This window comes from Salimicrobium flavidum (assembly GCF_900156645.1).
Lineage (GTDB): Bacteria > Bacillota > Bacilli > Bacillales > Halobacillaceae > Salimicrobium > Salimicrobium flavidum.
Map to the genome: position 1 here is coordinate 1 of NZ_FTOC01000022.1, position 14220 is coordinate 14220.

General features: G+C 47.4%; 10 protein-coding genes, 10 tRNA genes and 2 rRNA genes. 21 read left to right on the plus strand and 1 reads right to left on the minus strand.

Annotated features, from left to right (window positions below):
• The 12 genes from BW944_RS15180 to BW944_RS14540 all read left to right on the plus strand — a co-directional run.
• Nucleotides 1-86: ribosomal RNA gene (locus BW944_RS15180) — 23S ribosomal RNA — on the plus strand; the annotation flags it as partial.
• Nucleotides 87-138: 52 nt separating this feature from the next.
• Nucleotides 139-253, plus strand: a 5S ribosomal RNA gene (gene rrf / locus BW944_RS14490).
• 11 nt (nt 254-264) lie between these two features.
• Nucleotides 265-339: transfer RNA gene (locus BW944_RS14495), tRNA-Asn, on the plus strand.
• A 4-nt stretch (nt 340-343) separates the two neighbouring features.
• A tRNA-Thr gene (locus BW944_RS14500) sits at nt 344-415 on the plus strand.
• Between the two features lie 16 nt (nt 416-431).
• A tRNA-Glu gene (locus BW944_RS14505) sits at nt 432-506 on the plus strand.
• A 9-nt stretch (nt 507-515) separates the two neighbouring features.
• Nucleotides 516-591 (plus strand) — tRNA-Val (locus BW944_RS14510).
• A 4-nt stretch (nt 592-595) separates the two neighbouring features.
• Nucleotides 596-671: transfer RNA gene (locus BW944_RS14515), tRNA-Thr, on the plus strand.
• 18 nt (nt 672-689) lie between these two features.
• A tRNA-Tyr gene (locus tag BW944_RS14520) sits at nt 690-775 on the plus strand.
• A 35-nt stretch (nt 776-810) separates the two neighbouring features.
• Nucleotides 811-885 (plus strand) — tRNA-Gln (locus tag BW944_RS14525).
• A 38-nt stretch (nt 886-923) separates the two neighbouring features.
• Nucleotides 924-996: transfer RNA gene (locus BW944_RS14530), tRNA-Lys, on the plus strand.
• A gap of 10 nt (nt 997-1006) precedes the next feature.
• Nucleotides 1007-1081 (plus strand) — tRNA-Gly (locus BW944_RS14535).
• Between the two features lie 2 nt (nt 1082-1083).
• Nucleotides 1084-1159: transfer RNA gene (locus BW944_RS14540), tRNA-Ala, on the plus strand.
• 289 nt (nt 1160-1448) lie between these two features.
• On the opposite strand, the gene BW944_RS14545 is transcribed toward BW944_RS14540, so the two are convergent.
• Nucleotides 1449-3059 carry a diguanylate cyclase gene (locus BW944_RS14545; protein ID WP_076560920.1) on the minus strand — a complete coding sequence of 537 codons (1611 nt, stop codon included), beginning with the start codon at nt 3057-3059 and terminating at the stop codon, nt 1449-1451.
• 183 nt (nt 3060-3242) lie between these two features.
• On the opposite strand from BW944_RS14545, the gene rocF reads away from it, so the two are divergent.
• From rocF to BW944_RS14595, 9 genes are all read left to right on the plus strand, one after another.
• Entirely contained in the window at nt 3243-4145 is a 903-nt protein-coding gene (gene rocF / locus BW944_RS14550; RefSeq protein WP_084193785.1) for an arginase, read from the plus strand.
• A gap of 472 nt (nt 4146-4617) precedes the next feature.
• Nucleotides 4618-5181 carry an RNA polymerase sigma factor SigW gene (gene sigW, locus BW944_RS14555; RefSeq protein WP_076560922.1) on the plus strand — a complete coding sequence of 188 codons (564 nt, stop codon included), beginning with the start codon at nt 4618-4620 and terminating at the stop codon, nt 5179-5181.
• A 13-nt stretch (nt 5182-5194) separates the two neighbouring features.
• Complete coding sequence (locus tag BW944_RS14560) at nt 5195-5851, plus strand: anti-sigma factor family protein (RefSeq protein ID WP_076560923.1); 657 nt, start codon at nt 5195-5197, stop codon at nt 5849-5851.
• Nucleotides 5852-5950: 99 nt separating this feature from the next.
• Nucleotides 5951-6769, plus strand: coding sequence for a diadenylate cyclase CdaA (gene cdaA, locus BW944_RS14565; RefSeq protein ID WP_076560925.1), 819 nt, complete (start codon nt 5951-5953; stop codon nt 6767-6769).
• Nucleotides 6762-7721: a CdaR family protein gene (locus tag BW944_RS14570; protein WP_076560926.1), complete on the plus strand. Its 960-nt coding sequence runs from the start codon at nt 6762-6764 to the stop codon at nt 7719-7721. Before cdaA ends, BW944_RS14570 begins: the two co-directional genes overlap by 8 nt.
• Before the next feature lie 18 nt (nt 7722-7739).
• Nucleotides 7740-9089 carry a phosphoglucosamine mutase gene (glmM, locus tag BW944_RS14575; protein ID WP_076560928.1) on the plus strand — a complete coding sequence of 450 codons (1350 nt, stop codon included), beginning with the start codon at nt 7740-7742 and terminating at the stop codon, nt 9087-9089.
• A 684-nt stretch (nt 9090-9773) separates the two neighbouring features.
• A complete protein-coding gene (glmS, locus tag BW944_RS14585) occupies nt 9774-11576 on the plus strand; it encodes a glutamine--fructose-6-phosphate transaminase (isomerizing) (RefSeq protein WP_076560932.1) in 1803 nt (600 codons plus the stop codon).
• A gap of 435 nt (nt 11577-12011) precedes the next feature.
• Complete coding sequence (locus tag BW944_RS14590; RefSeq protein WP_076560934.1) at nt 12012-12764, plus strand: SDR family NAD(P)-dependent oxidoreductase; 753 nt, start codon at nt 12012-12014, stop codon at nt 12762-12764.
• Nucleotides 12765-12908: 144 nt separating this feature from the next.
• Nucleotides 12909-14045, plus strand: coding sequence for a thiolase family protein (locus BW944_RS14595; RefSeq protein WP_076560937.1), 1137 nt, complete (start codon nt 12909-12911; stop codon nt 14043-14045).
• Nucleotides 14046-14220: the final 175 nt, after the last annotated feature.

Sequence of the window (14220 nt, forward strand, 5' to 3'; positions counted from 1 at the left end):
CTGAGACGAAGAGGTTGATAGGTCCGGTGTGGAAGCGTGGCGACACGTGCAGCAGACGGATACTAATCCATCGAGATCTTCTCTATACCGTTGGTCGACTGTTTCTTATCCAGTTTTGAAGGGTCACCCTTCATTCGATGTGGTGGCGATAGCGAAGAGGTCACACCTGTTCCCATGCCGAACACAGCAGTTAAGCTCTTCCGCGCCGATGGTAGTCGGGGTTACCCCCCGCGAGAGTAGGGCGCTGCCACATCATTATATTATTCCACCGTAGCTCAGTGGTAGAGCAATCGACTGTTAATCGATCGGTCGTAGGTTCGAATCCTACCGGTGGAGCCATCTTGCTTCCATAGCTCAGTGGTAGAGCACTTCCATGGTAAGGAAGGGGTCGCCGGTTCAAATCCGGCTGGAAGCTCTCGCAATCGATTTCAGGCCCGTTGGTCAAGCGGTTAAGACACCGCCCTTTCACGGCGGTAACACGGGTTCGAGTCCCGTACGGGTCACCAACATCATTCGGAGGATTAGCTCAGCTGGGAGAGCACTTGCCTTACAAGCAAGGGGTCGCAGGTTCGAGCCCTGCATCCTCCACCATATCGCCGGCCTAGCTCAATTGGTAGAGCAACTGATTTGTAATCAGTAGGTTGGGGGTTCAAGTCCTCTGGCCGGCACCAGCGAGTCTCATTATATATGGAGGGATAGCGAAGTTGGCCAAACGCGGCGGACTGTAAATCCGCTCCCATCGGGTTCGCAGGTTCGAGTCCTGCTCCCTCCACCATTTTATTTTTAAAATTGCAATGATTATATAGTTGTTGGGCTATAGCCAAGCGGTAAGGCAACGGTTTTTGGTACCGTCATGCGCTGGTTCGAATCCAGCTAGCCCAGCCATTTATTGTTTTTTACCTGAATTGATAATAACTTATAACGAGCCATTAGCTCAGTTGGTAGAGCATCTGACTTTTAATCAGAGGGTCGGAGGTTCGAGCCCTCCATGGCTCACTACTTTGGTGCGGGAGTAGTTCAGCGGTAGAACACCACCTTGCCAAGGTGGGGGTCGCGGGTTCGAATCCCGTCTCCCGCTCCATTGGGGCCTTAGCTCAGCTGGGAGAGCGCCTGCTTTGCACGCAGGAGGTCAGCGGTTCGATCCCGCTAGGCTCCACCATTATTTTATCAATAATATCAGATTTACATAGCGTAAAGAGGGGTCTCTCAGAGATTCCTCTTTTTTGTTGTTCACACCGGAGTGTGGAGGGAGACTATTGTTTACTAGTAGCAATGAAAGAGACAGCTGAAGAAGATAGGGGAAGGAAAACGTTGGGGAATGAATAGGAGAGAGGAATGCTCGAACGTTGAGATTGGTCATCATACGAGCCTCGACCCCAGATGAAAGAATCCGAACACAAATGTGTTCGGATTCTCGTGATAACATTTACTTTTGTTCCAGACGCCGCTCAATCAAACATCCTGTCCACGACGACGTCCAGTCTGGCTCCGACTTCCTCTGTTTCAAAAGGCTTCAACAGGTAATCATCGACTTCCGCTTTTAACGCTTCTTCCACTTTTTTCACTTCTGTTTGAGCGGCAAGTATAGCAATAGCTATGTTTCCCGCTCCATACATTTGCTTGATGGAGGTTATGATATCGATTCCGTTCTTTACTGATATCGTGCTGTCCAGGAGAAGCACATAATTGGATTCAGAGTCGTACCAGTCCTCGGCCAACAATTCATCGCCACTTTCATACGTAGTCACCTTGACCGGTTTGTTGCCGATGGAAGAGCGGTTGACAAAGAACGTTTCCAATAGATTTCGCGCTAAGGGATCATCGTCAATAATCAGAAGATTGATAGGCTCCTCAGCATGGAGAGCTTCCAGTGCAGAGGAGTAAAGTACGGTCTGGTTTCTTCCTGAATGTTTCGCATGATACAATGCTTTGTCCGCCTGTTCGAGAACTTCTTTTCCATGCCGGGGGTTGCGGGAGGTCTCTTTGACTCCGGAAGAAAACGTGACATGGAATTCTGCATTCCCTGAAGTGAAGGAGATGTGCGAAAACGTCTCTCTCCATTTCTGCAGTTTTTTTATAGCGTCTTTACCATCCGTATGAGGGAAGATGATCGTGAACTCTTCTCCGCCATAACGACTGATGGAGTCTTCTGGGTCTTTCTGCTTCTCGAATACATTCACCAGTGTCTCGAGTACTTGATCGCCCATATGATGGCCATACGTATCATTGACCGATTTGAAATGATCGAGATCTACCATAGCCAGAGAAAAGAAGTAATCTTCCTCCTTGTTGAAGCGCTCGATCTGTTCGAGCAGCTCTTTTTCCATGAATCTTCGATTGAACGCCCCTGTCAGTTCATCCTGCAGCGTCCGCTTCAATATCTGCTGACGGGCAGAGAGCCGATTATGTAGAAACGGGAGAAAGATGTCTGTATTAATGGGTTTGCCGATGAAATCTGATACTCCGAGGTTGAAAGATAATGTCCGATGCTCGTCAGAAATATGAGCACTCACCATCATCACAGGAGTGAATTCATTCCGGGCTTTTTCAACTATTTGAGTAAGTAATGAAATACCGTCGATGTCCGGAAGTACGTAATCAAGAAGGACGAGGTCAGGGTTTACATCGTAAAATAACTCCAGTCCCTTTTTCCCCGTCAGTGCTACCAGTACCTGAAACTCGTTGTTTTCCAGAAAGTCCTTCATATATGTAATGAATTCGATATCATCATCAATGATCAATAACAGCGGTTCCTTCTTCTCTTGTTTGGAAAAAGCGGGGGATTTTGCAGGCGAAGGTGCGAGGGGGATTTCCTCCTGGATTTGCCTAAGTAACGGAAGCCATTCCGATTCGCTCCACTTCTTATCGCTCTGATCGCTCACAAACAGAAGCAGTCGCTCAGTTAAACGTTCTGCTTCATCGAGCTGAAACGACTGAAGCATCGCTTTGTTCTGCTCCAGAAATTGAAATAATTCGAATTCGGTAATCTCTCCCAGCTGTCGCCACTTTTCTATTTTCCGTTCGATACGTCGCCACATCAATTTTTGGTTCTTTTCCATGAGTTCCAACCTTTCCAGAGAGTCATCTATCGCTCACATAGGTCTTTAGTGTTTATTATAATAGAAAAGCCACTGATTTTGAATCAGGAAACTGAACGCATATATATGCATGAAAATGTGCAGTTGAACCATTATGTGAAAATTAGCTACAATAGAAGAAGTTCGATGAAGGAGGAATCGTTTGTGAATAAACAGTTATCGATCATCGGTGTGCCGATGGATCTTGGACAAAACAGGCGCGGGGTCGATATGGGCCCGAGCGCTATCCGGTACGCTGGTGTAATAGAAAGACTGGAACAGCTGAAATATGATATAGAGGATTTGGGAGATCTGGTGATTTCAAGACCGGGGGAAGAACAGGAGAAAAAGGATAACCTCCGGAACCTGGAAGAAGTGAGGGAAGGGAACATAAAGCTGGCTGAAGAAGTAGATAAAGTCGTCAGCAAAAATCGTTTCCCGCTCGTACTGGGTGGAGATCACAGTATCGCTATGGGGACGCTTGCGGGCATCGCCAAGCATTATGAAAACCTCGGTGTGATCTGGTACGACGCACATGCGGATCTCAACAGCGGGGAGACATCCCCGTCCGGTAATATCCATGGGATGCCTCTGGCCGTCAGTATCGGTATCGGGCATGAAAAACTGACTGGGATCCACGGCTATCAGCCTAAGATAAAACCGGAAAATATAGTCATTATCGGAGCCCGTTCCGTGGATGAAGGGGAACGTGAACTCATCAAAGAAAAAGGCATCAAAGTATTCAGTATGCATGAAGTCGACCGACTCGGCATGTCTCAAGTCATGCAGGATTCGCTCGGTTATCTGGAAAGCCGTAACGTCGATGGTGTACACCTCAGCCTCGATCTCGACAGCCTTGACCCGGGTGAAGCACCTGGCGTGGGAACCCCTGTGATGGGAGGATTCAGCTACCGGGAGAGCCATCTGGCTATGGAAATGCTGAATGAGTCGGAGAAAATTACATCGGCAGAGTTCGTCGAAGTGAATCCTATTCTTGATGAAAAAAATAAAACCGCGACAATGGCAGTAGGATTACTCGGCTCATTGCTCGGAGAAAAATTGAAGTAGATTCTTTCTGAAAAGAGTTTGGGACAAAACGAATAACAGCAATCAATAACCGAACATTCGAGACGATGCCCATCCTTTTATGAAGAACAACACAGAGACTCCTGCGGGAACAGCACGTGCTGAAGATCCCCATGATCAAGCGATTTTCTTGATTATGGGGCGGCTTGAAGCCGTGCCCGCGGAAAGCGATGTGTTGTTTTTTTTATCCTTTTATAAACAGCGTACAAAACAAAAACCGAACACTATCGTTCGGTTTTTGTTTTGTACTATTTAGTTTTGGCCCAGGCTCTTTTTGAATATTCACCGGATTCGGTTCAATAATCAGGAGGTACTTCCGTGATTTATTTACTGCTCACTTAACTGTTTACTCTTCTGTTATTTTCTGAAAAAATAAACATTCAGTGAAGTGAAACCTTCGGAACATTTCATACGTACATAAGAAGAACCGCAGCGAAAGCGGAGGTATAACGATATGGAAACCATCATAAAAGAGAGAATAAAGGAAGTCAAAAAAGGCAACGCACAGGCGTTTGAAGACATAGTATCGTTCTATCAGAATAAAGTGTATTTCATTTGCTTTCGGATGATAGGCAACAAACAGGAGGCGGAAGATCTGGCGCAGGAAGCATTTATCCGTGCTTATACGAATCTGGACAGCTTTGATGAACGACGCAAATTTTCAACGTGGCTTTACCGGATTGCGACGAATTTGACGATCGATCGGATCAGAAAGAAAAAGCCCGATTATTATCTCGATGCAGAGATAAGAGGAACAGACGGACTGGATATGTACGATCAACTGGCGATGGACGAAGCTTTACCGGAAGAGCAGGTGGAAAATCTCGAATTGAGAGGGTATATACAGACAGAAATCACTGCTCTTCCTCCGAAATATCGTAGTGTCATCGTGTTACGGTTTCTCGAAGAGTTGTCCCTGCAGGAAATATCTGAAGTGCTTGATATGCCGGTAGGAACGGTGAAAACGAGAATACACCGCGGCAGAGAAATATTACGGACGAAGCTTCGGCATGTGTGAGGGGTGAGAAACTATGAGATGTGAAAAAGATATTATCTATTTGATGCATAAATATTTAGATGAGGCACTGACAGACGAAGAACAGCGGATTCTCAGCAATCATCTGCAGCGCTGCGAAGACTGCCAGAGGCATTTCCACGAATTGAAAAGGACAGATACACTCGCTTCGGATAAATCGAAAATAACGACCTCCCGTTCGTTTACAGACAGTGTGATGAGTAATATCCCCCAGAATAAGAACCGAGCGTCCTGGTTGGGATGGTTCCGACACCACCCGTTGGTTTCGGCGGCTGCCGTTTTTATGCTCCTTATGGTAAGCGGCATTTTCTCCGCATGGAACCAGGACAGTCAGGTGACTGTTTCCAAGCAGGAAGGGGTCGTCATTGAAGAAGGAACTGTCGTCGTGCCGAAGGACGTTGTGGTCGACGGGGATCTCGTCGTCCGAAACGGGGATCTTCGAGTCGACGGTCATATCGATGGGGATGTCACGTTGATCAATGGTCAGTTTATCGACGATGATCCATCAGAGGCTCCGGAGGGAGAAGAACTTCAGGCTTATGTAAGTGGCGAATTGAACTATGTGAACCAGATTTTCGAATGGGTCTGGTACCATGCGAAGAATTTTGTGGGAGAAGTGTTCTCGATGCAGGAGAAGGAATCACCGGAATGAATAAACACCGGTGATTCTTTTTCTTTTGAAATATGAAATATGATATAATGATGAAAGTTTCGTAAATATCATAGATATTCATATAAAGGAAGTGTCGGCATGTTTGGTGAGGCTCATACGTTATTCGACTATATCGTAATCGCCATCGACATAGCCCTTGTCTGGTTCATCATATATAAGTTGATTATGCTTATCCAGGGGACGAAAGCCGTTCAATTGTTGAAGGGTGTCTTTCTTATCCTCGGGATTTGGCTGCTCAGTAATCTGTTTGGACTTACGACATTAAGGGAACTTATGTCGCAGGCGATCGCCTGGGGTTTTCTGGCAATTATCATTTTGTTTCAACCCGAACTCAGGCGAGCATTGGAACAACTGGGAAGAGGGAGCTTCTTCAGCAGGAATACTGCGGAAGAGGAAAACACGGAGCGTTCGATCGAAGCAATCCTGAAGTCATGTAATTACATGGCGAAGCGTCGTATCGGAGCGCTGATCACGATTGAAAGGGAAACCGGCATGGGGGATTATGTAGAAACAGGCATCCCGGTGAACGGTCAGTTGACGAATGAATTGTTGACGAATATCTTTATTCCGAACACCCCTTTGCACGATGGGGCTGTCATATTGAAAAGAGACAAAATTGTAGCTGCCGGCTGTTATCTGCCATTATCGGAAAGTCCGTTCATTTCCAAGGAACTAGGAACGAGACACCGTGCAGCAATGGGAATCAGTGAAGTGACAGATGCGCTTACAATCATTGTGTCCGAGGAAACAGGGAATGTTTCCTGTACAATCAACGGAGAATTGCAGCGTAATCTGGATGAAGATGGTCTCAGGAAAGTACTTCATTCCGCACTTGATGTAAGTTCCAAAACCCCTGCATCTAAAACGTGGAACTGGAGGGGGAAAAAGGATGGATAAATGGTTACGCAGTACATGGTTCATAAGGATTCTTTCTTTGTTTCTCGCCGTTTTGATGTGGGCTTCTGTGAGTTCGGAGAGTACGACGGACACGGAGTCTTTATTTTTGAATGGGAATTCCCCGGATGAAGAGACGGCTGAAAATATTCCGGTGGATATAAGACTTGACGATGAAAACCTTGTCGTCAGCGGCGTTCCTCAAGTGGCTGATGTTACGCTCGAAGGTCCCACCAGTCAGGTGGCGCCGGTCGCCCGCCAGCAGAATTTCACGCTGTACGTGGATTTAAACGATCTGGGAGCGGGCACACATGAAGTGCCTATCCAACAATCCGGTATCACGAACCAGGTTCAGGTTAGCATCCAACCAGAGACAGTGGAGGTCACCATTGAACGGCGCATGAGTGAATCGCATGATGTGAGCGCAGATTTGATTAATGAAAATCAGATGAATAGTGAATTTGAAATCGGAGATCCTGTAATCGATCCTTCCACCGTAGAAGTTACAGGAGCGGCCTCGGTACTTTCCGAAGTAGCAGTGGTCAAATCCATCGTAAATCTTTCGGATGTGGATGCTTCCATCGAAAATCAGGAAACACCGGTGAAAGTATACGATGAAGAGGGCAATGAATTGAGTGTCATCGTCGAACCTTCCTCAGTCACCATCGATGTTCCGGTATCGCGGGCTCAGAAAGATGTACCTGTCACTTTCGAGGCAGAAGGGGAAGTTCCGGAGGAAGCAAGTATCGATAGTATCACTTCTTCTGTAGAACAAGTGACGATTTACGGACCGAAAGAAGTTCTGGAGGAGATCAACCAAGTGACCGGGAATATTGTCGATGTAGAAGGTTTGGAAGAAACGACGACAAAAGATATTGAACTGACGCTCCCGAGCGGAGTAACTGCGATAGAGCCGGAAACGGCAGAAGTGCAGATTGAAATCATAAACGATTAGGAAGAGAGGGATAGATTCATGGGGAAGTATTTTGGCACAGATGGAGTACGGGGAGTCGCTAATAAGGAATTGACGCCGGAATTCGCATTCAAATTGGGGAGGTTCGGCGGTTATGCTTTGACGAAGGGTCAGGAGAAACCGAAAATCCTGATAGGTAGAGACACACGCATATCCGGGGAAATGTTCGAAGGAGCTCTCGCCGCCGGTCTATTATCGATCGGAGCGGAAGTGATGCGTCTTGGAGTCATTTCTACGCCGGGAGTAGCCTACCTGACCAAGGCGATGCAGGCGGAAGCGGGTATTATGATTTCTGCTTCCCACAACCCGGTAGAAGATAACGGTATCAAATTTTTCGGGTCCGATGGCTTTAAACTGACAGAGAAACAGGAAGAAGAAATCGAGGCGCTGATCGATGCAGAAGAGGATGAACTTCCACGTCCTTCCGGCAGCGACCTCGGTCAAATCAACGATTACTTTGAAGGTGTACAGAAATACATGCAGCATTTGAAAAAGACAGTCGACCATGATTTCGAAGGTCTTCATCTTGCGCTCGACTGTGCGAATGGAGCTACCTCTTCAGTAGCCTCTCATCTGTTTGCAGATCTCGAAGCGGAAATATCATCGATCGCTTCCACTCCTGATGGCTTGAACATCAATGAGGGTTGTGGCTCTACGAACCCGGAAGCTCTTCAGGACTTAGTGAAGAAAAAAGGTGCGGATGTCGGTCTCGCTTTTGACGGGGACGGGGATCGTCTCATAGCGGTAGATGAAAAAGGTCAAATCGTGGACGGCGACCGTATAATGTATATATGCTCGAAATTTATGAACGAACAGGTGATGTTGAATCATTCTACCGTCGTTTCAACGGTTATGAGTAATCTCGGCTTCTATAAAGCCCTTGAAAGAGTAGGAATCACCAGTGACAAAACGGCTGTAGGGGATCGTTACGTTATGGAAGAGATGCGCAGAGGCGGTTTCAACCTCGGTGGAGAGCAGTCCGGACACATCATTTTTCTCGATTACAATACTACAGGGGACGGAATCCTCTCCGCTCTTCAATTAGTCAACGTGATGAGAGATACCGGAAAGCCTTTGTCTGAACTTGCAGCGGAAATGGAAAAGTTCCCTCAGGTGCTGAAAAATGTCAGAGTGATAGACAAGCAGGCGGTTTTCACCAATAAGCGTATCCAGGAAAAAATAGAAGAAGTGGAGAACGAAATGGGCGACAGCGGCCGCGTACTCGTACGCCCATCCGGCACAGAACCGCTTGTTCGTATTATGGCGGAAGCCCCTACGGAAGATGAATGCGAAGCTTACGTGAAGCGGGTGGTGGATGTCGTTCAGGAAGAACTGGGAATGAAAGAGTAAGAAGAAAGGCAGTGTGGAGACAGAATCCACGCTGCTTTTTTATATGAAAGGGGAAACTTTCATTGAAGGTGGGGGATTGCCTCCTGTATGCGACGTTCATACGAGGGCTGGACTCGTGAGCGTCGCAGGAAATGATTTTGTGACCTGTTCACACTTCCTCAGGAAGCGTGAACGTCGCAATGGCTGAAGAAACACGACATCCAGTGTAGGGGAATTGTTCTGAACGTCGTATACTTAGCGAATGCTTGATCCTGTGTCATAGTCCAGAGCTTTTAAACGAATGGCTCCGCTTTTATTCTTAAAAAAGATTGACGGTTCGTTTCATATTCGAGTAAAATTAAAGTGCTGTACCCCGATGTTTAATTGAAAGTCAAAGCGGTTATGCTCAGAGGGTGCGCACTCATTCAACTTACAGAAGGGAGTGACACAGGCAAAGGTACCATTTAAAGCGCCAGGACTGCAGAAAAGGACGTTTTTTTCTGTAGTTGACGAGGAGGAGGTTCATCGAGGTGATTCGGCGGATGCCTCCCGGTTGCTGACATTTCAACCGTCTGTTTTTGTGCCAAACCGAAGAGGCGACTCTTCGAACAACGCGCAGGAACGAAATGTCCGAATTAAAACAGGGAAAGGGGCAGTCTCGCCCCTGGTGGTGATGGCTGCTCCTATTTAGAGGAGGACATCACAATGTGTGGTATTGTAGGATATATTGGTCAGGATGATACAAAAGAAATTTTATTAGAAGGTCTTCAGAAGCTTGAGTACCGCGGATATGATTCTGCGGGGATCGCAACACTTTCTGAAGAAGACGTACGTGTGTTCAAAGTGAAAGGACGCATCGCTTCTTTGCGTGAAGAGGTGGACCCGAACGTAAAAGCGACACTCGGGATCGGTCATACCCGCTGGGCGACACACGGGGCACCGAGCAGAGACAACGCTCACCCTCACCAAAGCACATCCGGACGTTTCACGATTGTTCATAATGGCGTCATTGAAAACTATAATGAAGTACGTAAAGAATATCTCGAAGATGTAGAGCTGCAGAGTGAAACAGACACAGAAATCATCGTTCAGCTGATTGAACTGCTTCATAACAAAACAGGCGAAACGAAGGAAGCATTCCGTCAGGCGATTGAACTTCTGAAAGGTTCTTACGCAGTAGCACTCATCGATCAGCAGGATGAAGAGACGATTTACGTTGCGAAAAATAGAAGTCCATTGCTGGTCGGCCTTGGAGACGACTTCAACATGGTAGCAAGTGACTCCATGGCTGCACTTCAGGTAACGGATCAGTTCATGGAACTCATGGATAAAGAAATCGTTATCGTGAAGCGGGAAAATGTTGAGATTCAGAAGCTTGATGGAACAGTGGTAGAACGTGAACCGTTCACTGCTGAAATCGACTCTACAGATATCGAAAAAGGAACTTATCCTCATTTTATGCTGAAAGAAATCGATGAGCAGCCGTTCGTCATCCGTAAAATCATTCAGGAGTATCAGGATGAGAACGACCGCATCAAACTAGACCCTGACGTGAGAGAAGCGATGAAAGCATGTGACCGTATTTACATCATCGCTGCCGGTACGAGTTATCACGCCGGACTTCTCGGGAAACAGTTCATCGAGAAGATGGCTGAAATTCCGGTCGAGGTCCATGTAGCCAGTGAATTTTCTTATAATATGCCGCTTCTGTCCGAAAAGCCGCTCTTTGTGTTTATTTCCCAGAGTGGGGAAACAGCGGACAGCCGCTCCGTACTCGTACAAACGAAAGAACTCGGTCACCCGGCTCTCACACTTACGAATGTTCCCGGTTCCACCCTTTCCCGTGAAGCGGACTACACCCTTCATCTGCATGCGGGACCGGAAATCGCCGTAGCGTCCACAAAAGCCTATACGGCACAAATGGCGGTTCTTGCCATTCTTGCGGTGGATTCAGCTCACGCGAAAGGTATCGAGCTTGAATTCGATCCGATGCAGGAGCTTGGTATCGTAGCCAATGCGATGGAAGCCCTGACGGATCAAAAAGAAGAATTGGAACTCCTGACGCGTGATTACCTTTCCACGACACGTAACTGCTTCTTCATAGGACGCAGTATCGACCACTACGTCGGTGTCGAAGGAGCTCTCAAACTGAAAGAGATTTCCTATATCCAGGCGGAAGGATTCGCCGGAGGGGAACTGAAGCACGGAACGATTGCCCTGATCGAAGAAGGCACACCGGTGATTGCTCTTGCTACGCAAGAGAATGTAAGCCCGTCGATCCGCGGAAACGTTCAGGAAGTGAAAGCGCGTGGAGCGAACACGCTTACCATCAGTATGAAAGGTATTGAGGAAGAGGACGATGAATTCGCCATTCCTCATGTGCATGAGTTACTGACACCGCTCGCTTCTGTGATTCCGCTTCAGCTCATCGCTTATTATGCGGCTCTTCACCGTGACTGTGACGTCGATAAGCCGAGAAACCTTGCGAAAAGTGTAACAGTGGAATAAATTTTCTGGAAATAGTAAGGAAAAAGAACCCCGAATCGTGAGCACTGATGAAAAAAGTGCGCTGATTCGGGGTTCTTTGTATATGATGAAATTATCATCACTTTGTTCAAAAGATGGAAACAGAACGAAGGTTGTATGGAAAATCACTTATTTGAAACACTTTAAAATCAATGAACGTATGAAATAGAAAGAATGAATGTGAATGGAGGGTACTTATGCGCTTTGAAGTCCCCGTATTGAAGGTGATTGTATTTATCATTGCTGTTATTGCCTTTATCGGTTGGGCATTTTTTGGTTGGGAATATTAAGTATTTGGCGAATTTCTCCGACTTTCAGAATCTTCTAGTCAGACTTATGAAAGGCACTCTTTTGATTAAACGTTCCATGCAAAAGGAAGAATATTAAGAAGAATAGTTTGAAAAGGAGAGATGTTTTATGAGTAAAGTGGGCATCATAACAGGCGCAGGCAGTGGGCTCGGTCAAGCGACAGCTGTGCAATTGGCTGAACAAGGTGTGAATATAGCGGTAGTGGATATAGACGAAGAAGGTGGCCGTGAAACGGTGGAAAAGGTGAACAAAGCTGGAGCGGAAGCTATTTTCGTAAAAGCGGATGTCGCTAAATTGGAAGAAGTGAAAAACTACGTAAATGAAACGGTGAATCAGTGGGGACAGATCGATTATTTCTTCAACAATGCCGGTATATCAGGGAGCGGTGGATATTTTCTCGATACCGACCCTGAAGAAATTGAAAAAATCGTGCAGATCAATCTGATGGGTGCGCTCTACGGGGTGCGTTACGTAGCCGAAGTCATGATCGAAAACGGCGGCGGAGCCATCGTCAACACTTCTTCGAGTGCCGGAGTGATCGGGCAGGATTCCGTCGTTACGTATTCCGCAACAAAACACGGAATCGTCGGCCTGACGAAAAGTATGGTGGCTGAATATGCCAAGGACGGGCTAAGAGTGAACGCGATTGCCCCGGGTCCTACGGAAACACCTATGGTAAAATCCTATTTTGAAGCGAACCCGAAAATGAAAGAGAGTGCGGAGAAAGGTATTCCTCAGCAGCGCCTGGGCACACCGGAAGAAGTGGCGGAGCTCGTTACATTTCTGCTTACGTCGAAAGCGGACTACATCAACGGAGAAGTTGTGCGGATCGATGGCGGCTTCACCAATACAAAAGCATAACCCCATTTATCTATCCTCGCGGGAATCGCGGGGATTTTTTTACCGATTGCAAGTTCAAACATTCTTTTCTTCTGTAATAAAGCAGGAGCGGCATCATCTATGACGAACTATACAGGAAAGAAGAAAAATAAGGGGGAAGCGATGATGAGAGAAGTGGTGATCGTCGAGGCGTTGCGTACAGCTGTCGGAAAAAGAAAAGGTAGTCTTAAGGATATGCGGGCTGATGAACTGGCCGCACGGACACTGAAAGGTCTGATGGAGCGCTCAGGGGTGTTTCCGGAAGAAGTGGAGGACGTGATATTGGGAGCGGTGACCCAGGTCGGAGAACAGGCGGGCAATGTAGCGAGAAATGCCAGCCTGATGGCTGGTTTTCCTTTGACGGTTCCGGGGGTTACCATCGACCGGCAGTGCGGCTCCAGTCAGCAGGCCGTGCATTTCGCTTCCCAGGCGATCATGAGCGGGGATATGGACGTCGTCGTGGCCGGAGGCGTGGAGAGCATGACCCGTGAACCGATGTTTTCCAACTATAGAGATGTTTCCCCGAGCCCCATGCTTACAGATAAGTATGAGATTGTGAACCAGGGGATTTCCGCAGAAAAAATAGCAGAAAAATGGGATATTTCAAGAAGTGAACTGGATGAATTTGCTGCCCGTAGTCATGAACGGGCTCTTCTCGCCCAGGAAAATGGGAGATTCGATAAAGAGATTCTTCCTCTGGAACTTGAGGACGGAACGGTCTTCCACAACGACGAAGGGCCACGGGAAGGATCGACAGCGGAAGTGTTGAATGGCCTCAATCCGGTCTTCCGTGAAGACGGAGTCATTACGGCAGGTAACGCCAGTCAAATGAGCGACGGGGCCTCGGCGGTTTTATTGATGTCCCGGGAAAAGGCGGAGCAGCTCGGATTGAAGCCGAGAGCGAGGATCATCGCAAGGAGTGTTGTCGGTTCCGACCCGACACTGATGCTGACGGGCCCCATACCCGCAACGGAGAAAGTTCTGAACTCTGCCGGTATGGCACTTCAGGATATGGACACGTACGAAGTGAACGAAGCATTTGCTTCGGTGCCTCTTGCTTGGGTGAAAGAGACAGGGGCTAACCCTGAGCGTTTGAACGAAGATGGAGGTGCCATTGCGCTCGGGCACCCTCTCGGAGCCACGGGCACGAAGCTGCTTACGACATTGCTTCACCGTCTTGAACGGACGGGAAGCCGATACGGACTTCTCGCTATATGCGAAGGAGCGGGGACGTCGAATGCTACCATCATTGAACGGCTGTAGCTGTATTCCTGTACCTTCTTCCGACTGGATTTGTAGGTCCATCATACTATTGGTAAAATGAGTAATGACTAGGAATATTAGGTTCTCCACAGTGAAGTGTGTTGATTTCTTCCTCTAACGTATGATTCCTTTATATTTCTAAGCTGGGGGACGACATTCCATACGGATCCGGAGA

Coding starts and splice junctions, on each gene's coding strand:
- BW944_RS14545 (WP_076560920.1), bottom strand. CDS start 3,059: ATGGAAAAGAACCAAAAATTGATGTGGCGACGTATCGAACGGAAAATA.
- sigW (WP_076560922.1), top strand. CDS start 4,618: ATGGAAACCATCATAAAAGAGAGAATAAAGGAAGTCAAAAAAGGCAAC.
- BW944_RS14560 (WP_076560923.1), top strand. CDS start 5,195: ATGAGATGTGAAAAAGATATTATCTATTTGATGCATAAATATTTAGAT.
- cdaA (WP_076560925.1), top strand. CDS start 5,951: ATGTTTGGTGAGGCTCATACGTTATTCGACTATATCGTAATCGCCATC.
- BW944_RS14570 (WP_076560926.1), top strand. CDS start 6,762: ATGGATAAATGGTTACGCAGTACATGGTTCATAAGGATTCTTTCTTTG.
- glmM (WP_076560928.1), top strand. CDS start 7,740: ATGGGGAAGTATTTTGGCACAGATGGAGTACGGGGAGTCGCTAATAAG.
- glmS (WP_076560932.1), top strand. CDS start 9,774: ATGTGTGGTATTGTAGGATATATTGGTCAGGATGATACAAAAGAAATT.
- BW944_RS14590 (WP_076560934.1), top strand. CDS start 12,012: ATGAGTAAAGTGGGCATCATAACAGGCGCAGGCAGTGGGCTCGGTCAA.
- BW944_RS14595 (WP_076560937.1), top strand. CDS start 12,909: ATGAGAGAAGTGGTGATCGTCGAGGCGTTGCGTACAGCTGTCGGAAAA.